Genomic DNA, 18,534 nt, shown 5'->3' on the forward strand with positions numbered 1-18,534 from the left:
CCTGCATATTTTGAAAAAGTTTTCTCAATTGATTGAGGAAATTGATAATAATTATACTGACCTCAGCGATCTGGAACGGTTAAGTAAATATTGTGAGGCGCTACAACAAGCTTATCAGGTATTTCTCTCTTCAACACCTCAAGAACAAAAGCTGTTCAAAGTGTTTAATGAGAAGCCAAAAAATGTAGTTACGCTGACAGAAATCACTTCTGATTAGGAGGTAAAAAGTGATAAACCTAACGCCTACCGAATTAGAACGCTATAGTCGCCAAATGATGCTTCCTAATTTTGGAGAAACAGCACAGAAGCGCCTCAAGTCAGCGACAGTTCTGGTTACGGGTGTAGGAGGATTAGGCGGTACGGCGGCGCTATACCTTGCAGTAGCTGGCGTTGGGCGACTAATTCTTGTTCGTGGTGGAGATCTGCGACTTGACGATATGAATCGTCAGATTCTTATGACTGATGATTGGGTAGGTAAGCCAAGAGTATTCAAAGCAAAAGAAACTCTGGAAGCTATCAATTCTGATGTCGTTATAGAAGCAGTGCATGAATATGTTACTCCGGAAAATGTTGATTCCTTAGTACAATCAGCTGATATGGCTCTTGATTGCGCTCATAACTTTACAGAGCGCGATCTGCTGAATGCAGCTTGCGTGCGCTGGCGTAAGCCTATGGTGGAAGCAGCAATGGATGGAATGGAGGCATATCTTACAACGATTATTCCCGGTGTGACTCCTTGTTTGTCTTGCTTGTTCCCTGAAAAGCCTGATTGGGACAGACGCGGTTTTTCAGTTCTAGGTGCTGTTTCTGGCACTCTGGCTTGTTTGACTGCACTAGAAGCTATCAAGTTGATCACTGGGTTAAGTCAGCCTCTGTTATCTCAATTGCTCACCATAGACTTATCTCGGATGGAGTTTGCTAAACGTCGTTCTTATCGCGATCGCTCCTGTCCGGTTTGTGGTAACAATGCGCCTTGGAGATACTCACAACCTACGCCGATGGAAACATTAACGGTCGATCGTTAATGGCTAATTGTTAATGGCAATAACGCAATTAGCAACTAACAACTAACAACTAACAATTAGCTATTAGCAATTGAGGAGAATATTCAATGACTGTGACTTTGACAGAAAAAGCAGAATTTCACCTACGAACATTACTGCGAGGTTCTAATCCCGAAACAACTACTCCAACTAAAGGCATCCGCATTTCTATCAAAGATGGTGGTTGCAGTGGCTATGAGTATGCAATGGAAATTACTAGTAAGCCGCAATCAGACGATGTAGTAAGCCAAGAAGGTAAAGTGCTTATTTACGTTGATGCCAAAAGTGCGCCGTTGCTGGAAGGAATGATTGTTGATTTTGTGGATGGGGTGATGGAAAGCGGCTTTAAGTTTATCAACCCCAATGCCACAGAAACTTGTGGTTGTGGAAAGTCCTTCAAAACAGTTGACTGCCCATCTGCAGGTACACCCTGTAAATAATTCGTAATTATGAATTATGAATTGGCAAACACCCTTGAAGCCATAAAACCATTGTGTACCGAGAGTGCGAGGATTTGGAAAATGGCTACTTATCAAGTTAGACTGATCAGCAAGAAAGAAAATCTCGATACCACAATTGAAGTCGATGAAGAAACTACTATTCTAGACGCAGCAGGAGAACAAGGTATTGATTTGCCTTTCTCTTGTCACTCCGGTGCTTGCTCTAGCTGCGTTGGAAAAGTTGTTGAAGGTGAAATCGACCAATCCGATCAAACATTCTTGGATGACGAGCAAGTAGGACAAGGGTTTGCATTGCTTTGCGTAACTTACCCACGTTCTAACTGCACAATTAAGACTCACCAAGAGCCTTATTTAGTATAGACCTCCACCTCGTTCCTAGGCTTCGCTTGGGAATACCTTTGAGCCGAGGCTCCTTACCATACCAGCTGCCCGACTTCAAGGAAGAAGTCGGGCAGCTATACCAACTTAAATAAATCTAAAAAGGAAGAAGGAAAAAGGTAAAATAATTACCTTTTTCCTAACGCCTTTGTCTAAATGCTCATCTCATATCCAAATAGGAAAATCGTCTTTTGATAGCGGGCGATCGCTAACTTTTATACTGTATTTTTTGTTTTTTTATTCTAACAAAATCATACTAACTCCCCACCTCAACTTTCGTCTTCCGTAAATTTACTAGAATAGCTAATAAAAGAATTCTGTAAATTCACGTGAACTCTAGTTTGTATTGGGGCTTCAACGTGTAATTATAAAGCTTCTCTCATTCACATACCTAATTTTAAAACACTGGTATAATTTACCTGCTAATAGGATTCTTTGTACGAGCAGAGAAATTATTTATGGGACTTCCAAATAAAAAAATATTCAACTTTTTCTTGTGGTGCGAAGAGCAGCGCCGTGCGGAGAGCAGTGCGTTGCGGGGGTTCCAAGCGTTGAAGCAACTGCGGAGGGTTCCAAGCGTTGAGGCGATTGCGGGGCGTCCCGCCCGCCACCAGTATAAGACGGGCGAGGACGCCCGTCCCACAAGATGGATAATTTATTTCTTGGAAATCCCTATACAATTAAAATTTATGATTTAGTTATACGTTATTCTGGGTTGCTTATGTCAGGCTCAAACAGCGATCGCTCTCAAGAAGTTTTTGAGCGCAAATGGTCTACTTATTATAATGCTGTTGTGGGTCGTCCTCCGCGAGAAACCTTGTTGACAGCGCTTGGAAATTTTGAATTGGAAAGACTTGAAGATAGTATAACAAATACTTGTGTATCAAAATTTGCAGTCGATCTGGGTTGTGGAGAAGGAAGAGATACAGTAGAACTTTTACACCACGGTTGGCGGGTTTTAGCTATTGATGGTGAAGCAGAAGCAATTACAAGATTACTGGAACGTCTCGACAGCGATGGTCAACTTTTAGAAACCCTAATAAGCCGCTTTGAATGTGTGACTTTACCAAAATCGGTAGACATGGTAAACGCTAGTTTTTCTCTACCATTTTGCTTGCCAGAACATTTCCCTGAACTATGGAAAAAAATCACTTTATCCTTAAGAGAGGGAGGTCGGTTTTGCGGACAATTGTTTGGCGAGCGCGATTCTTGGGCAATTTTTCCAACAATTACCCATCACACTCGCCAACAAGTAGAAGTATTACTCCAACCTTTTGAAATAGAGATGTTAGAGGAAGAAGAGCACCCTGGAAAAACTGCTATCGGAGAAGATAAATATTGGCATCTTTTTCATATTGTTGCTCGGAAAAAATGAAAGCAGGTCATCTTATTGTACATATTGTGACACATTTTGTGGTGCGGGCGTCCTCGCCCGCCTCTAATTAATACCGGGCAAGATGCCCTGACCACAGAAGCATTAATACCGGGCAAGATGCCCGGACCACAAAGAAATCAAAAGTTTTACCGTCCTGTATCTGGTGACGGACGAACCGTTCCCGTACCAGGAGTATTCGTAGTAGGTCTTTGAGTACCAGGTGTCATCCTGCTAGGAGAAGTTCCGGAACTAGAACCAGAATCACCTGAGTTTCCCACCATACTCTGTGCCATTTTTAGGTGATTCTCAATAATAGGTGCAGTTTTAGTAGCAAAGGCTTTTAAATCAGAGTTTGACGAGTTAGCAATGTAGTTTCGGTAATTATCGAGAGTTTTAGTGTGAGCTGTCACCTGCAGTTGCATATATGTATTGTCAAAGTTTGTATCAACCGCCTTCGTAAGTTGCGTCAATAAGGATGCATTTGCTTGACCTATAGTTGTTGGTAGTTTATAACCCTTCTGTTGAGCTATACTGCTTAACTGTTTGCTCGAATTTCTGTGCTCATTAATCATGTGTTGTGCATATTTCTTCACTTCAGGGCTTTTTGCACGTTGAAGAGCTAGTTGACTTGTCTGGATCTCAAACTGGTCACTTTCTCCTGCCTGAGTCACAAATTTTTGGTCTATGTTAGCTTGGTTACCAGTACGATTTGTAGAGTTAGGAGCAGGGCTTGGCTTACTTGGAGTATTTTGAGCAAGGATAGACCGATTGGAGTTATGAGAAGTATTAGGGTTAATGTTGGCTTGTCCTATGGTGGGAAAAGCAATAACAGCACTTATGCCAGCAACTCCCAGAAAGCTGCCAATAAAATTTTTGATGGAGTGTGTTCTATTGTGCATAGTTATTACCACTTAAGTAGGTGTTGACTTCACTGATGAAAAGGTATCTAGTATTTTTGTTTTCTTCTTCTATCTTCGGAGTAAAGTCGCTTTCCGTCTATGGAGTGAATAATTGATTATTATACTTACTACGGATTGCTTCATTTTCAATAGGAAATAATTTGGTGCTAAGTCATATAAATTACTTTTTTTATTGAGATTTTTTCTAACCAATTATTTTTTGAGAAAATAATATTTTAAAATTTATGTAAAAATGTGAAATAAGACCAATTGGAAAAAACAATGAGACTGATTATTGGATGAAACTAATTCTAAGCAAGGCTTTCTGAATCCAAAATCTAAAATCCACGCATGGTATAAGTACGATAGAAAGTGAAAAATCAAAAATGAGTATGCAGTCTTCTTTAAGTGAAACGACTCGTCAATGGATGATAGCAAAAGGATACAGCACTCAGAATTTGGATAGCCGTGGAGAAAATGGTGACACAGCTTTAATGAAAGCGACTAGGGAAGGATCTGAATCAGTTGTTAAAGACTTGATTAATGCTGGTGTAGATCTAAATTCTAGAAACAATGATGGAAATAATGCTTTGTGGTTTGCTTGTTTTGGCGATCGCTATCAATTAATTGAGTTGTTACTATCTGTAAAAATTGATATTAACAATCAAAATGATAACGGTGCAACTGTCTTAATGTATGCAGCCTCAGCCGGAAATACAGAAGTTGTCAAGTTGCTTTTGACACATAATCCAAATCTAGATCTAAAAAATTTAGATGATTATAAAGCTATAGATTTTGCCAGTAATGTAGAAGTTCTGAGAATTTTAAAAAATGCTAATCAGCAAAACAGTAGGTAAGAGTTACCACGACGCTACAAAACATTCATATGTTTCAGTGCTGACAAATCCAAATTATGTCGAGATTTACGTCCAGATTCGGGAAATTGAAGGGATAATTGATGGGAGCTATCATCTTGAAGTTGCCAATCATTGTCTAACTCTTATTTATGAATTGATTAATGATGGATTAGAAAGTTATATTTCACCTGATAATAGTATCAATGGATTCATTTTTTTAATCAGTTGCGTTTATTATAGGTCTAGTTGGAAATATCAAGACAGAGGTGTGAGGTACTGCTTTCTAGATAGCGGTCATCATTTAGGTGCGATTGCAGCCTCGGCTTACGTTCGCGATAGAAATGTCCAACTTATTTTTGATTCTGATAGACTCGCTCTCAATTTAGACTTAGGCTTTGAGAATAAAGAGTTTATTACAGCTTGTGCCATTTCTGGTGAGTTCCAAACCAAAAAAGTCAGACGTCTCAGGCTAAAAGTTCCTTTTGTCTGCGGAACTGATTATTTTGAAGCCAGTAAATTTATTGAAGATGGCTATATAGAAACTGCTTTGCAGGCAAGTCCCCAAAAGCAACTCGAATATCCGCAGTTCAGCTTTGATAAGGAAAAGTTTTTCCGAACTGTTTGGAATAGGCGTTCTTGCCGACGTTTTCTTAAAGGATCTATCTGGTGCAAGCGTTTTCTGTAGGATTTTGCAGGAAGTGGAAAAAGCAATACCAACAGAAAATATTGAGGAGATAGAAATTTATTCTGTTGTTAACAGGGTTGAAGGAATATCGCCGGGGTTATACTACCAAAATCACAGAATAAAAGAAGGTGATTTTAGTGACAAGGTAGGATACTTGTGTGTAAATCAAGCTCTTGCTAAAGATAGTGCTGTAACTTTGTTTCTCGTGTCTAATTACAGGAACTATCAAACTGCAATGCAAATTGCTGGATTTTTAGGGCAAAGAGTCTATTTATTTAGCAATTATTGGGAAGGTGGGTGTAGTGGTATTGGCGCTTTCTATGATGACGAAACTAGCGATTTCTTAGAAACGAAAAAAGATATTCTCTACACATTGGTAATTGGTCAATAAATGAAACAATCAAGGAATAAGGAAGATGAAGAGAAAGCATTTCTACCACGAGGATGATTCGCATCCCGTTCAATTAACATCAGCAGATATTATTTTACGTCAGCAACTAGAATATTCTATTAGTAGATATTTTTATGAAGGATGCGATCGCACTATCCAAGATTTACTAGCTGCTTGTAGGTGGTATGTCACTTCTCAGACAAATGGCTTGACCTTAGTTATCGAATGTCAGGATCAAATCACAAATTGGCGAATTTTGCAACAGCTAACAAATATGGCAGAATTACTACACAAAGTTGTTAGTAGTGCTAAGATTCGCGTTTGTGCTCCAAAAGGACAGGGAATGCCTTTTGAAATGAGAGTTGACGAGCTATCTGTTTATCGGAATAGGGCATAGTTAGTTGTTACTACTAACCACTATACGGGCGCAATGCCTTGCGCCCCTACTATTTACTAACCACTAACTAAATTAGAATCTGAAATTATAACCTATTCCCAGTACAAGCCCTACATCAGTTTCATCCAGAAAAGCTGCATGGACAGCACCTGTTAATGTAAATTGACGACCTAAAGGTACGTCCACACCTCCAGAAAGGAGCAAACCAACATCAGCATCATCGCTCGTTTCAATAGCAACACCAGCTCCTATGTAAGGGGCTATACCAAATCTGTTTTCAAAAGCGTCCGCAGATCTTTGAGCAAAGTCGAAGGAAATAGGAACTAAAACAACAGTGTCATCTCCTATAACGGCTGATGGTCTTACGGAGATGAATCTTGTTAACCCAATTTTGCTGACAACTGCAAAGTTCCCTTCACTAAGCCCTGAATCGCCACCCAAACCAATATTGCCACCAACTCCAATGTAGCTAGAGACACCACGAGTTGCTCTACCTGGTGTAACACTGTCTCCTCTACCATTTCCTGGCTTTTGATTTAGACTCACGCCAGATGGAATGAGAACTTGGTTGATAGGATAGATAACACCGTTGCTTGCTTGAACGCCGGACTGAATGACACTCGCGTTATTGACCGTGACTTGATTAGTACTCGTATTAACTTTAAGATTGAGAGGTTGACCTTCAGCCGTTTCCAGATTTCCAGTCTTGAGTTCGTTAGTTGCGATCGTACCGGGAACCACGTGGTATCTTAAAATCTTGATCAGTGTTTCTCTGTTTTCTGGCTGTTGTAACCGCTCTAAAGTGGCTTGAGGCACAGCAGCAAATGCTTCATCTGTTGGAGCAAAGACAGTGAAAGGTCCTTGTTGTTGTAGAGTATCCGCTAGACCAGCTGCCTTCAACAAAGAAGTTAAAGTTGTAAAGGAACCACTAGCTCCAGCAAGAGACACGATATCTTGGTTATTTGTACTACCACCAGATGTCCTACCTACAATATAACTAGCAGCAGCGACATTACCAGGAATGGGTTGTAACTGTCCCAATCTCACCAAAGCTTGATATAAATGTGCTGCAGCTTCCGCACGAGTCAGGGCTGTCAAGGGATTGAGCACATTTACATTTGGATAGTTGACGACAAGATTAGCTTGTGTGGCAGTTGCGACACCACTCACAGCATAACTGGGAATTGAACTGGCATCTGTATAGTAAGTTGTCAGAACTTGCTCTGTTGAAGCGTTGCTTGCTGTTAAACCCAAACCACTTGCGAGGGAAATGATTGCTTGTGCTTTAGGAATTCGCTCATTTGGAACAAACAAGTTTCCTGGGTAACCTGACATAAATCCAGTTTCATATGCTTCTTGAATTGCAGAAGCTCCCCAGTAACCAGAAGGAACGTCTCTAAATCCACCCTGGGGTAACTGCCTAACAGAGTTCTGGTTAAAAGCTTTTTGAATCATTGCCGCGAATTCAGCACGAGTGACGGGCTGATCGGGTCTGTAAGTACCATCGGGATAGCCAACAATTACGTTTCTTGTTGCTAGGGCTTCAATAAATGGTTGCGCCCAATAATTGGAGCCAACATCAGGGAAGTTAGTGTTTTGAGCTACAGTTGGAGCACTGACCTGTGCTGAAACTGGAGCAGAAATTAATTTGGGAGCTACTGCTACAGTTGCCACTCCTAAAGCAATTACGGCAGCACTTCTTGTTGTCCAATGCATCTTTTTATACATATTTTATAAGTTAATTAGCAGGGATAGTGGTCAAAAACGCACCACTGGATCGATATCCTCAAAAAAGAGAATTTTTCGCTTAAATTCTTGACATAGCTTGATATAGCTCTTTAAACAGCAACTTAGCATCTATCTTAAGCAAGGATTTCGTATGTGATGAGTACTACAAAAACAGAGCATTGGTCTATGCCAATCGGCGTGGATTAACTCGTAGTAAGGACGGGCGAGGACGCCCATCCCACAAGATAGAAACAGAGCAGATTCAAATTAAATCAAGCAAAAAACCATCTGCGTCCATCCGCGTTCATCTGCGGTTCCCAAACTCCTAAATATATTCCACCCAACCAAAAACCATGCACAAACGATACGTCAACCACTGCACCATCACCCTAAGTATACTTCCCGACGGCCTGATATTAATTAAATCCGGTAAAGAAGGAGCCATCATTCTTTGACTGGCAAAACCTTTACACTTTGAGGATAACATCATGAGCCAATCACCGATAACAGTCACCTATTCATTAGAAGAAGTTTTAAAGCAGATTAATCAGAAGTTAGACAACCTACAGAAAGATGTTAACGATTTTAGGACTGAGACTAAGGTAGCCATTGAATCAGTTAAGGGTGACATTAAAAACATTGATACGAAACTGACTAATCTCGAAAAGACTGTTGATGAGATTAAAGTAGACACCAAGAAAAATACAACCGACCTAGCAGACTTAAAAGGGTGGCATCAGTAGTTAATAGATTAAGCCCAAAATTTAGACCTCATTAGCTCCCCGACTTCTTAGAGAAGTCGGGGAGCTATTTGTCATCTCCTCACCGGGAAAAAGTCACAACCGAGAGACTTCCAAATAAAAATATCTCAAAATTTCTTTTGGTGCGGGGCATTTTGCCTGCTCGTATACGGGACGGGCATGGATAGCCATCCTACAAAATCAAACAATTTATATTTTAATTAGCTGCATTTTCAAGCCATATTTTGGGCGTAGCGTTAATGATGGTTGAAGCACCACCGGATGGTCTGGTTGTAGTGTCAAACTCCAGGAGCGTGCAATGGTAGCTAAAAGTAAAATTGCTTCCATCATGGCAAATGACTTACCAATGCATATTCGCGAGCCACCACCAAAGGGAAAGTAGGCAAACGTAGGTAGTTTTTTTTGGAAATTATTTGCCCAACGATCTGGATCGAAAACATTTGGATTTTCAAAGAATCGAGAATCTCGATGCATCACCCACTGACTGATGAACACAGTTGTACCAGCTTTAATATTATACCCTCCAAGAACACAGTCCTGCAAGGAAACTCGACTTATTCCCCACACAGGTGGGTACAGTCGCATTGCTTCCATAACAACTTTCTCTGTATAGGATAAAGAACGAATGTCTGCAAAAGTTGGTGTACGCTTAGACAATACTGTTTTTAATTCAGAATGCAATTTTGCTTGTACCTGCGGGTGCTGTGAAAGCAAAAACCATGTCCATGTCATAGCATTAGCTGTTGTTTCGTGTCCTGCGGACAACAGAGTTATCACTTCATCTCGCACTTGCCGATCCGTCATGCCAGTTCCATTATCTTCATCTCGTACCCGTAGTAACAGTGAGAGTAAGTCGCCGATGTCTTTACCGCTTTCTCGTCGCTCGTTAATAATCTTATAAACTATGACATTTAGTTGTTGAGTTGCTCGTTCATATCGTAAGTTGCTAGGAGTAGGTACCCAACTTGGCAGTAGATATTGATTGCTAAGTTGGTTATTAAAGTCCATTACCGCATCCAATGCCCTCTGTACACCAGAAACTTCATTCCTAATGTCAAAACCAAATAGCGTCTTTGACACTATTTTTTCTGTCAACGACATCATATCTTGATAAAGATCGCGGACTTCCCCATTTTGCCATTGCTCAAGTAATTCATTAGTATAAGAAACCATTACGTCAGCATAGGCTGCAATTCGCTCAAGATGAAAAGCGGGTTGTACTAAACGGCGTTGACGTTGCCAAAATTGACCTTCACTGTTAAGCAAGCCGTTGCCTAAAAAGCGAAGTCCACGTCGGTAAACACTACTTTTGACAAAGTTGGGCTGCTGGGTAACTAAGACTTCCGCAATCAAATCAGGATGGTTAATCATAATCGCTGGAAAAGGTCCGAAAGAAAAGCGAAAAATGTCACCATATTTACGTGCCGACTCTGTAAAAAAGGTTAGCACGTCTCTACTGATTTCAGGGAGACTACCAACAATAAAATGACCTTTAGGGCCACGTGGAACTTCTGCCGTATACATAAGTAACTAGGGTAAAAACGCCTTTGAAAAACTGTTATTTTATTGTAAGAATTCAGAGCCAGAAAATATTCTGCTGACTCACTAGCAATTTGGCGCAAAATCTAAAAAAGATTAGTAACTGCATGACCTGAAACATATCCTTGGACTTGTTCCTGTGTAACAATATTTAACGATCGCGCAGAAGCCATAACACATGGTTGATGTTGCGCTAAAACATCTAGCAACACATTGCTATCAAATAAAACCCGCTTCAACGATATTTCTCCTCTAAATAATCCACCTGGGATTCTGCCAGATTTTCTCTTCCTAGCTCGCTCGCACCAATTAAACTTTGAGTCCAAGGCTCGAGTTCGGTCAAAGGCTTTTCGCTTGGACTCTTAGAAATAGATGAAAGTGTTTCTTTTTAAATCGATGCTAATAGTAACTGAACTAAATACCAGCGATCGCTAATTGGTAACTGCAATGCATGCTCTTGCAATTCTTACAAAATCATTCGTATTTTTTCACCCAAGGGTGTATATTTTTGGTTCGGTTTGTGTTTGGGCTGGGGTCATAAATTATCACCTCCACATATATTTGAATTTAACAGTTCTCTTCCTCAATGGAGCTATCTTGTATGAGGAAGTTAGGATAGTGGCTCAAGTGCTAATATTTTCTTGTAGGAGATCGGATTATTAAACAATAAGTAATCTACTTTAGGGAGTATATAGAAGTAATGCCATTTTTATGAGATAGTAAGTACGGTAAAATAAAGCATAAAGATGTAACTTCTAAAAATAGTAGCTTTTAAGGCAATCTACATGTTGACTGAAGAATCGTTTGCACAAAAAGAGAGTCATCATTTTCGCCAAAATGTCTTGATTGTTGGCGGGGGACCTGCTGGACTTGCCACCGCATTAATGTTAGCTAAATATGGTTGGACGAATATTACAGTTTTGGAACAACGTGCCACTGCTGATTACTATGAACCTGACAAATCATTCAACTATCAAATTGATGGTCGAGGTCAAAAATTCACAGATTTCCTCGGTCTGACGGAAAAGCTATCAGAAATTAGCGTTCCAAGTACAGAATTTTACTTGACCAAAATTAAACCAAATGGCAGTTGCACAACATCTAACTTACCTACTGTAAATCCAAATCGGAAAACTGCCTATTGGCTGCCACGCAAAGCATTTGTACTTTTGTTATACCAGGAAATTGAACAAAATTGGCAAGATCGCATTACTGTCTTGTTCAATGCAAAGTGCGTGCAAATCAACAAAAAAGGTATAAATAATTCACATCTGGAAAAGTTGGAAGTTGTTGTCCGCATAGAGAACGAGAGTATTGTCACATTTGAACCCAATCTTTTAGTTGGTTGTGATGGTCTTCACTCCATCGTCCGCAACACCTTAAAAGAGTGGGACAAACCTACATCAGACAAATTTGAAATGAAGCTTTTTCCCTCGCCCAGTTCCTCTCTAAGATATAAAGTATTAACCCTCCCACCAAAATTTCCTCTGGATCGTAGTGGCAAGAACCGCGCCGTAAGCACTATAGCATATGCAATTCGTGGGGCTTTGCGAGGTCGCAAGCGTTCTGTTTCTCTTGGTCTACTGCCTCTGAAAAACTCAGATGACGCCCGTTCTGCAAATATTATTAAGTACCCAGACCATCAAATATGGGAATTGAAAAACACTGAGGAACTGTACAATTTTTTTGAGAAAGCTTTTCCACAATTACCTTTACGTCAAATAGTGTCGCCTGAAGAAGCTGAGAGATTTGTGAACAGTGAAGGCGGTTACTTCCCCATTCCCCAATACTGTTCTGGATTGCACTTCTTGTTAAGCCAAGAACAACCATCTCAAGAGATAGCCCAGTATAAACCAGATGGAATTGTACTTTTAGGAGATGCCATTCATTGCTTTCCTCCAGATATCGGACAAGGGGTAAATTCAGCACTGGAGGATGTATGTATTTTGAATGAAGCGCTTTCTCAAACTAATGACGAGATCTCGCGGGCTTTACCTTTATACGAATCTTTACGGTTACCTGATACAAAAGCCTTGGTATACCTTTCCCAAGTTGCTTATCCCTGGCAGTATAACCAAGATTCTCTTGGCAAGTTGTTGTGGTCTGTCAACTTTTTTCTGCGACTTGTACTGAGTCGGTTACTGCCTTTCATATTTAATCCTCCTGCATTCTTGCTCATTCAGAATCATTTACTTTCCTACGAGCAAATCTGGATTCAGAGTAAACGCACTACCATAACTCTTTATGTACTCGGTCTGATACTCCTTTGTGGGTTGTTGGCTTTCGTATTGAACGCGATCCAAATATGATATAGGACTTACGCAATCTCAACCGTATTTTAAGGGTTTCACACGTTGTCGATCCCCCCAACCCCCCTTAAAAAGGGGGGCTTTGCGTAAGTCCTGTGATACTATCTCCCTCTCTACTGTGTAGTTGGCACTTGACATAATTTTTAGCTTTCTCTGAGCAAATGTCGCTCGAAGAATCGTGTCAGTTGCAGCCAAGCGTCTTCCGCCGCCGAGCGGTTGTAGTCGAATCGTTCGTTACAGAAAAAACCATGACCTGCATCAGGATAAACCTTCAAAGTATAGTCTTTACCAAGTTCCTGGAACCGCGACTCAATTTGTTGAATGCGATCGCGTGGAATGAACGGATCGATTCCTCCAAAGAACAAGTGAACGGGTACGGCAATATCTTTCACCGCATCAATCCACTCGTCTAGCACCATGCCATAAAAAGGGGCTGCTGCTGCTATTTCATCTGACAACTTGCAAGCGGTGAGAAAGCTTAAGCCGCCACCCAAGCAGAAACCAGTCACCCCGATGCGTTCGCCTTTGGCGCAAGCCGTACCCGGCTTATCACGATACACATCTTTTTGCCACTTCAAAAAAGCCAATGCTGCTCGAATATCTGCTTCTACAGATTTAAGATCGAGGCGATACATCATTGCCATCGCTGATTCCACCTCATCATATCCAAACTTATTGTTAGGTAACTCGCGATAGTACAAATCGGGAGCGAGTACTACATATCCTTCCCTCGCAATTCGGATTGCTACATCTCGAATATGAGACGTTAAGCCAAAAGCCTCCATCAATAGGAGGACAGCTGGCTTGTGGTTAGGCTCGGTTGGTGTCAGCCGGAAGGCAGGCATTTGCCCATCCGGTGTAGAGATCGAAACCTCAGTTTGTTCAATTTTCATCTTTTTTCCCCTAGTAGAACCTGCTGTTAATAGCTTAAAAAGCTTTCATTCCAGGACTCTAGAAAAAAGTTGCGGAGTTTTAGTAAGTTTTTGCGCGATTTCCATCCTTCATCCTTTTTTTAGGAGTTACGCCTACTATGCGTTTAAAGCATCTCGTCAAATGGCTTCGATCGGAAAAACCACTTCTCAAGGCAATATTCGCAATACTTAAATTGCTATGTTGCAGTAGATATTTCGCCTTTTCAATTCGACTGTGTAGAATATATTGATGTGGGGTTATACCCATTCTTTGCTTGAACAGACGTAGAAAATGATATTACTGTACATCGAAATGATTTAATTACTTCCTAGGCTAGAGGAACGAAATGTCAGACTTTTTTTGGGAGTCACGCCAACTATGCGTTTAAAGCATCTCGTCAAGTGGCTTTGATCGGAAAAACCAGTTTGCACTGCAATATTTGCAATACTCAAATCGCTATGTTGCAGCATATGTTTCACCTTTTCAATTCGACTCTGTAGAATGTATTGATGTGGTGTTATACCCATTTGTTGCTTGAACAGACGTAGAAAATGATAGGGGCTGATTTGAGCGATCGCACTTAACTCGACCAGTTTCAAATTCCTATCGAGATGCTCGTGGATATACTCCCTCACTTGTTGCAGCCTTAATTGAGATAATCCATCTGAACGAGCCGGAAGCTTAGGTTGTGTGGTGCAATAGTTCCGTAAAAGGTGAATCGCTAATGTGGTTTTGAGATTATCAATCAGCAAATCGCCACCAATTTTACCAACCTCTACTTCTTCTTTCAAAGTTAAGAAAATCCCTTGGAGCAGTGCATCTGACCGATCCATAAACTGAGGTATGAGTTCAATGCGATCGCCGTTCACAATATCTTGACCGACCTGTTGGAGAAGTGCAGGCTCAACTGCCAAAATTGTGAACTCAACAGAGGTATTCCAGTTACAGCGATGGGAAATTCCTGCAGGAATAATTGCAATATCTCCCTGATGTCGCTTCTCGCAGTGCAACTTACCATCCAACCACCGTTCTCCTTTTGAGGATGCGGGAAAGCGAGAGGAAACTGGAGCATAGGCAATGACGTGCATCGTGTGTTGATGCTCTGTAACTTCAAATTTTGGCTGTTGATAAACTTCCAGATGCAGGTGGCTCCAACCACAGCTTGAGAGGATGGATGGTTTGGGCAAGAGTGAGTTTGCTGCATTGACTTTGCGGTAATCAATGACCGCCACTTTTTGTGCTGACATCTCTGTGTATTGGCGTAGCCTCTTCTATAGAGAATTATTTCTTTTGATGACTTAGATCGGATTGCCAAAGATATAGTAGAATTCAAAAAATCTCTTCGGAATGAGGTAGATAGATGGGGAGGAATTATAAAACTTTCAGAAAAAACAGGAATTCCGGAACCGTCATTAAGTAGGTTTTTTAACTCTGCTTCTATGCCACATCGTACAACACTTTATAAAATTGCAAATGCTCTTAAGCTTACAGAAAGTCAAATTCTTTCCAAATGGGCAGCTTGATGTAAATAATAGGAGGTTCGGTGAGGCGAAATTGTTGAGTCATGCTTCGCCTGAGACACCGTAACGTGCGCGTAAATTAGAAAGAATTTGACCCATTGCAGTTGAGCCATCAACAACTTCGCCCCTTTGGGATGCTGCCAACCCAATACTTGCTTCTTCTTGCAGTTCTTGCAATCGCCCTTGATAAATATCTTCTTGTTGTTCTAGGAGTTTCACACCTGCAAGAATAACTTCAATTGCGTTTTGATACTTCCCGCTTGTGAGCTGACGTTTTACTAGGGCTTCGACTTCAGGTGGTAGAGCAATTTGCATGGATTTTTTAAAAGTACTTTATTTTAATAATTCTTCTGTTGCTCATCCGCGAAACACCACAGCCATTGCTCTCCTAATTCTGCTGAACTAATGACCATATGTCCGGTTTCTTCGTAGTGACGGCGGGAATGTTGATGTTCAGACGAGTCACAGCACAGCATCTTGCCACAAGTCTGACAAATGCGAAGATGCACCCAACGTCCATTAATCCGCATGCACTCTTCACACCGAAATACTGGGTAGTTGGCTTTAAGAATTAGATTTTCTAGAGTCAGTTCATTCAGATGTTTACAGGACATAAAGCTTCTCGCTCGATAGATGAGTTAGGAGACTCGTTAAATGCTTCTAATTTTAGAGTTTAACCTAACGGTGCGATCGCGAACAATCGAGAGATCGGAAACTCGTGCAACTGATTTAGAAGCCAAGCAAATTTCTTTATATTTTCTTAATGTATTAATTTTCTAGAAGCCCGGAATACTACTTTAATGACGTGTACTAATTTATACTAATTTTAATATATCAATAATTACCTAAATAAAAATGCTGAAAAGGTTCGCACGATTGGATGACAACAAATCTTCAAAAACCTTAGCTTATTGCTCTTCGATCGCTTTGGGCAAAGAAAATTTGAAATCCTACTTTCCATGTTAAGTCCGTGTTGGCGGACTTTTTTTGTACAGATGCGACTTCCAATAGCCTCAATTATTCTTTCTCTAGAGGGATAAAAGAGCGCGATCGCGTTAAGTGTGTTGGTATCAGCCCTGACGGACAAATTCTGCTCAGTAGCAGTACTGATGCGATCGTTAAGGCATGGGATTGCAGTCAATTGTCAGACAAAAAAACGGGAGATTGTCGCTACACAATCAAAGCTTCTTCTAAAACACTAACTTTAGTTCCGGTATTACCCGTTAATCCAAATCCCCAACGTCCTTGTTTTGCTACGGGTGCAGAACACGGGAAAGTTTCCCTTTGGGATTTAAAAACGGGTAAATGGTTGCGTAGTCTTCAAGCACACCAAAGTCCAGTTCTCGCGCTTGCTTTCAGTTCTGATGGACGAATGCTAGCTAGTGGCGGTCAAAATTCCACTATTAAACTTTGGGATTTAGACAAAGGTACTGAACAACCAGCGTACATTATTCCCCACGCTCATTTAAGCGAAGTTTTGTCATTGGCAATTAGCTCGCAAACTCAAACTCTAATTAGTAGCGGTGCAGACCGAACAATCAAACTTTGGGATTTAGCAACAGGTAGCAAGAAATCTCCTCATATTTTGACAGGTCATGCAGGTCGAATTTGGTGTGTTGCCATCAGTCAAGATGAAACAAAAATTGCCAGTGCTGGTGCGGATTATACTGTGAAACTCTGGGATTTAGTAACAGGGAAGTTATTGCAAACTCTAACAGGACATTTAGGAGAAGTACGTACAGTTGCCTTTAGCCCTGATGGCAATCTAATTGCTAGTGGTGGGGATGATTTAGAAATTAGGTTATGGCAGCTTCAAGTGTAAGAACTATTTTATACACAGAGTGCAATGAAGAAATAACGGGGGTTATGACAGAGCAATTCCAAGAAACAGAAAAACTTGAGCGCAAGATGACTGTGTTAGACGTTGAGGTTAAATTTGAACCTATTAAACAGGGGCGATCGCTCGTCGTAGTTATTGGGATTAACGAGTATGTCCACTGGCAAAAACTCAAGAATGCTGTTCAGGACGCGATCGGGCTTCAACAGACGCTCATCGACAAGCTGAGATTCTCTGAGAACAATTTTGAAAGGGTTATTGAGATTATAGACACACTTTTAGCTCTAAATCCTAGTAAAGGTTTAATTCCGCTTTCTCAAAGTGACCTTTGGGATATTAGAGAACAGCTTTACTGTTGGACAGATGTGCTAGCGATTCCAGAAACAAACTTTGCCCTCAAGGTAACTGTCCTTGTGAGAGACGCAAATGGAACACCCGATCGACTAGAAGCAGCCAAGGAAATAAAACTTGGCGATCGTAATGGATATCTCATTGAACATAGGAAGATTTTTCGATTGAGTATTCACAATTCTACAGAATCCCCTATGCACATCTATATGATTAAAATCGACTCAAATGGTTGTTTTAAACCAGTAATACATACTGTGGAGAGATGAAGAGATTCTATTTAACGGCTTATCACCAGGAGAGACACATTTAACGTATCCTTTTGTCCAACCAGAAAGTGTAGGAACTTGTGAATTACGCCTTTTTTCATCACCTAAAAGACTACGATTCTTTTTATTTCCAGCAGATGCTAGAGCAAGAGGTGGGAGTATTGAAACACTCGAAGAGGAAGAGTTGAGGAGACTAGAAATGAAAACTATTCGCTACAGTATGACCAAAAAACTAGTATAAGCCTTAACACCAATGTAGTTTTCTCCGTGCAATTTTTAACCATCATCCTTATAAACTTCACTCCGATGTTTTACTTTGACGACAGTTACCTTTAAAATGTCATCTTCTATTTCATAAACTACACGATAATCACCAATACGAATACGATATGAATTTTTTTGCCCTTTTAACTTTTTAACCCCGTCTGGACGCGGTTCTATTTTTAAATCGTTGACTCTCGCTTGTATGCGTTCTTGCACGTCGAGGGGTAGTTTTCTCAACTGTTTTTTGGCACCTTTTGTAAATTTTACTTTGTAACTCACGCAACGTCCTTGTGCCTATCGTTTCTTATTTCTTCTTCTATTTCCTCCCAAGATACAGTACCATTAATGCGTATGTCTTCTCTAGCTTCTTCAATAGCTAATAAGTCTTCTTCATCCTCCATATCATCGATTCGTTTTAACAATGCGTAAATCTCATCTAATGTACTGTCATAAGCTTGATGTAGCAGTACATTAATCTCTTTAATTAATTGTTGTCTATCTTGTTCGGTTTTCATTGTTAAACCTATGCTCTGATTATTAATTTAATATATTGTACTTTAC

27 protein-coding genes are annotated in these 18,534 nt (G+C 40.5%); 15 read left to right on the forward strand and 12 right to left on the reverse strand.

Annotated features, from left to right (window positions below; all coding sequences use genetic code 11):
• The 5 genes from ACKTT2_RS20980 to ACKTT2_RS21000 form a co-directional block, all read left to right on the forward strand.
• On the forward strand, nt 1-217 hold a 217-nt coding region (locus ACKTT2_RS20980), incomplete at its 5' end, for a nitrogenase-stabilizing/protective protein NifW (protein ID WP_407890384.1).
• Between the two features lie 10 nt (nt 218-227).
• On the forward strand, nt 228-1,025 hold the full coding sequence (locus tag ACKTT2_RS20985; RefSeq protein ID WP_407890385.1) for a HesA/MoeB/ThiF family protein: 798 nt from the start codon (nt 228-230) through the stop codon (nt 1,023-1,025).
• A gap of 86 nt (nt 1,026-1,111) precedes the next feature.
• Nucleotides 1,112-1,483, forward strand: a complete 372-nt coding sequence (locus tag ACKTT2_RS20990) for a HesB/IscA family protein (protein ID WP_407890386.1) — start codon at nt 1,112-1,114, stop codon at nt 1,481-1,483.
• A gap of 81 nt (nt 1,484-1,564) precedes the next feature.
• On the forward strand, nt 1,565-1,864 hold the full coding sequence (locus ACKTT2_RS20995; RefSeq protein WP_017743471.1) for a 2Fe-2S iron-sulfur cluster-binding protein: 300 nt from the start codon (nt 1,565-1,567) through the stop codon (nt 1,862-1,864).
• Nucleotides 1,865-2,603: 739 nt separating this feature from the next.
• On the forward strand, nt 2,604-3,257 hold the full coding sequence (locus ACKTT2_RS21000; protein ID WP_407890387.1) for a class I SAM-dependent methyltransferase: 654 nt from the start codon (nt 2,604-2,606) through the stop codon (nt 3,255-3,257).
• 146 nt (nt 3,258-3,403) lie between these two features.
• On the opposite strand, the gene ACKTT2_RS21005 is transcribed toward ACKTT2_RS21000, so the two are convergent.
• The gene (locus ACKTT2_RS21005; protein WP_407890388.1) at nt 3,404-4,156 is read right to left on the reverse strand and encodes a DUF4142 domain-containing protein; all 753 of its coding nucleotides are present in this window, start codon (nt 4,154-4,156) and stop codon (nt 3,404-3,406) included.
• 386 nt (nt 4,157-4,542) lie between these two features.
• Between ACKTT2_RS21005 and ACKTT2_RS21010 the strand changes: the two genes are divergently transcribed.
• Genes ACKTT2_RS21010 through ACKTT2_RS21025 form a run of 4 tightly spaced genes read left to right on the forward strand, consistent with a single transcriptional unit; the run spans nt 4,543 to nt 6,486 of the window.
• Nucleotides 4,543-5,013 carry an ankyrin repeat domain-containing protein gene (locus tag ACKTT2_RS21010; RefSeq protein ID WP_407890389.1) on the forward strand — a complete coding sequence of 157 codons (471 nt, stop codon included), beginning with the start codon at nt 4,543-4,545 and terminating at the stop codon, nt 5,011-5,013.
• Nucleotides 4,988-5,698, forward strand: coding sequence for a SagB/ThcOx family dehydrogenase (locus tag ACKTT2_RS21015; protein WP_407890390.1), 711 nt, complete (start codon nt 4,988-4,990; stop codon nt 5,696-5,698). Before ACKTT2_RS21010 ends, ACKTT2_RS21015 begins: the two co-directional genes overlap by 26 nt.
• A gap of 13 nt (nt 5,699-5,711) precedes the next feature.
• The gene (locus tag ACKTT2_RS21020) at nt 5,712-6,089 is read left to right on the forward strand and encodes a nitroreductase family protein (RefSeq protein ID WP_407890391.1); all 378 of its coding nucleotides are present in this window, start codon (nt 5,712-5,714) and stop codon (nt 6,087-6,089) included.
• Between the two features lie 25 nt (nt 6,090-6,114).
• A complete protein-coding gene (locus ACKTT2_RS21025; RefSeq protein ID WP_407890392.1) occupies nt 6,115-6,486 on the forward strand; it encodes a hypothetical protein in 372 nt (123 codons plus the stop codon).
• A gap of 72 nt (nt 6,487-6,558) precedes the next feature.
• Here ACKTT2_RS21025 and ACKTT2_RS21030 read toward each other — a convergent pair whose 3' ends face one another.
• Complete coding sequence (locus ACKTT2_RS21030) at nt 6,559-8,214, reverse strand: fasciclin domain-containing protein (protein ID WP_407890393.1); 1,656 nt, start codon at nt 8,212-8,214, stop codon at nt 6,559-6,561.
• Between the two features lie 325 nt (nt 8,215-8,539).
• Entirely contained in the window at nt 8,540-8,704 is a 165-nt protein-coding gene (locus ACKTT2_RS21035) for a hypothetical protein (protein ID WP_407890455.1), read from the reverse strand.
• Between ACKTT2_RS21035 and ACKTT2_RS21040 the strand changes: the two genes are divergently transcribed.
• Entirely contained in the window at nt 8,703-8,957 is a 255-nt protein-coding gene (locus ACKTT2_RS21040) for a hypothetical protein (RefSeq protein ID WP_407890394.1), read from the forward strand. The genes ACKTT2_RS21035 and ACKTT2_RS21040 overlap by 2 nt on opposite strands.
• Nucleotides 8,958-9,164: 207 nt before the next feature.
• On the opposite strand, the gene ACKTT2_RS21045 is transcribed toward ACKTT2_RS21040, so the two are convergent.
• Nucleotides 9,165-10,499: a cytochrome P450 gene (locus ACKTT2_RS21045; RefSeq protein ID WP_407890395.1), complete on the reverse strand. Its 1,335-nt coding sequence runs from the start codon at nt 10,497-10,499 to the stop codon at nt 9,165-9,167.
• A 101-nt stretch (nt 10,500-10,600) separates the two neighbouring features.
• On the reverse strand, nt 10,601-10,753 hold the full coding sequence (locus ACKTT2_RS21050) for a PIN domain-containing protein (RefSeq protein WP_407890396.1): 153 nt from the start codon (nt 10,751-10,753) through the stop codon (nt 10,601-10,603).
• Between the two features lie 546 nt (nt 10,754-11,299).
• Here ACKTT2_RS21050 and ACKTT2_RS21055 point away from each other — a divergent pair.
• Nucleotides 11,300-12,823, forward strand: coding sequence for an FAD-dependent oxidoreductase (locus ACKTT2_RS21055; RefSeq protein ID WP_407890397.1), 1,524 nt, complete (start codon nt 11,300-11,302; stop codon nt 12,821-12,823).
• Between the two features lie 143 nt (nt 12,824-12,966).
• Here the strand turns inward: ACKTT2_RS21055 and ACKTT2_RS21060 are convergent, their stop codons facing one another.
• The 3 genes from ACKTT2_RS21060 to ACKTT2_RS21070 form a co-directional block, all read right to left on the reverse strand.
• Complete coding sequence (locus tag ACKTT2_RS21060) at nt 12,967-13,716, reverse strand: dienelactone hydrolase family protein (RefSeq protein ID WP_407890398.1); 750 nt, start codon at nt 13,714-13,716, stop codon at nt 12,967-12,969.
• A gap of 79 nt (nt 13,717-13,795) precedes the next feature.
• Nucleotides 13,796-14,017, reverse strand: a complete 222-nt coding sequence (locus tag ACKTT2_RS21065; RefSeq protein WP_407890447.1) for a helix-turn-helix domain-containing protein — start codon at nt 14,015-14,017, stop codon at nt 13,796-13,798.
• 35 nt (nt 14,018-14,052) lie between these two features.
• Nucleotides 14,053-14,982 (reverse strand): helix-turn-helix domain-containing protein, encoded by a 930-nt coding sequence (locus tag ACKTT2_RS21070; protein ID WP_407890399.1) that lies wholly within the window; start codon nt 14,980-14,982, stop codon nt 14,053-14,055.
• Between the two features lie 126 nt (nt 14,983-15,108).
• Between ACKTT2_RS21070 and ACKTT2_RS21075 the strand changes: the two genes are divergently transcribed.
• Nucleotides 15,109-15,258: a helix-turn-helix domain-containing protein gene (locus ACKTT2_RS21075; protein ID WP_407890448.1), complete on the forward strand. Its 150-nt coding sequence runs from the start codon at nt 15,109-15,111 to the stop codon at nt 15,256-15,258.
• Between the two features lie 39 nt (nt 15,259-15,297).
• Here the strand turns inward: ACKTT2_RS21075 and ACKTT2_RS21080 are convergent, their stop codons facing one another.
• On the reverse strand, nt 15,298-15,570 hold the full coding sequence (locus tag ACKTT2_RS21080; protein ID WP_407890400.1) for a ribbon-helix-helix domain-containing protein: 273 nt from the start codon (nt 15,568-15,570) through the stop codon (nt 15,298-15,300).
• Nucleotides 15,571-15,593: 23 nt separating this feature from the next.
• Nucleotides 15,594-15,869, reverse strand: coding sequence for a UBP-type zinc finger domain-containing protein (locus ACKTT2_RS21085; RefSeq protein ID WP_407890401.1), 276 nt, complete (start codon nt 15,867-15,869; stop codon nt 15,594-15,596).
• A gap of 40 nt (nt 15,870-15,909) precedes the next feature.
• On the opposite strand from ACKTT2_RS21085, the gene ACKTT2_RS21090 reads away from it, so the two are divergent.
• The 3 genes from ACKTT2_RS21090 (at nt 15,910) to ACKTT2_RS21100 (ending at nt 17,709) form a co-directional block, all read left to right on the forward strand.
• Nucleotides 15,910-16,035, forward strand: coding sequence for a hypothetical protein (locus ACKTT2_RS21090; protein WP_407890402.1), 126 nt, complete (start codon nt 15,910-15,912; stop codon nt 16,033-16,035).
• Between the two features lie 190 nt (nt 16,036-16,225).
• On the forward strand, nt 16,226-17,077 hold the full coding sequence (locus ACKTT2_RS21095; protein WP_407890403.1) for a WD40 repeat domain-containing protein: 852 nt from the start codon (nt 16,226-16,228) through the stop codon (nt 17,075-17,077).
• Complete coding sequence (locus ACKTT2_RS21100; RefSeq protein WP_407890404.1) at nt 17,059-17,709, forward strand: hypothetical protein; 651 nt, start codon at nt 17,059-17,061, stop codon at nt 17,707-17,709. The genes ACKTT2_RS21095 and ACKTT2_RS21100 overlap by 19 nt, the downstream gene beginning before the upstream one ends.
• Nucleotides 17,710-17,985: 276 nt before the next feature.
• Here ACKTT2_RS21100 and ACKTT2_RS21105 read toward each other — a convergent pair whose 3' ends face one another.
• Entirely contained in the window at nt 17,986-18,252 is a 267-nt protein-coding gene (locus ACKTT2_RS21105; protein ID WP_407890405.1) for a type II toxin-antitoxin system RelE family toxin, read from the reverse strand.
• The gene (locus ACKTT2_RS21110) at nt 18,249-18,488 is read right to left on the reverse strand and encodes a hypothetical protein (RefSeq protein WP_407890406.1); all 240 of its coding nucleotides are present in this window, start codon (nt 18,486-18,488) and stop codon (nt 18,249-18,251) included. The genes ACKTT2_RS21105 and ACKTT2_RS21110 overlap by 4 nt, the downstream gene beginning before the upstream one ends.
• Between the last annotated feature and the right edge of the window lie 46 nt (nt 18,489-18,534).

This window comes from Scytonema hankhaensis NUACC26, assembly GCF_045865695.1.
Lineage (GTDB): Bacteria > Cyanobacteriota > Cyanobacteriia > Cyanobacteriales > Nostocaceae > Scytonema.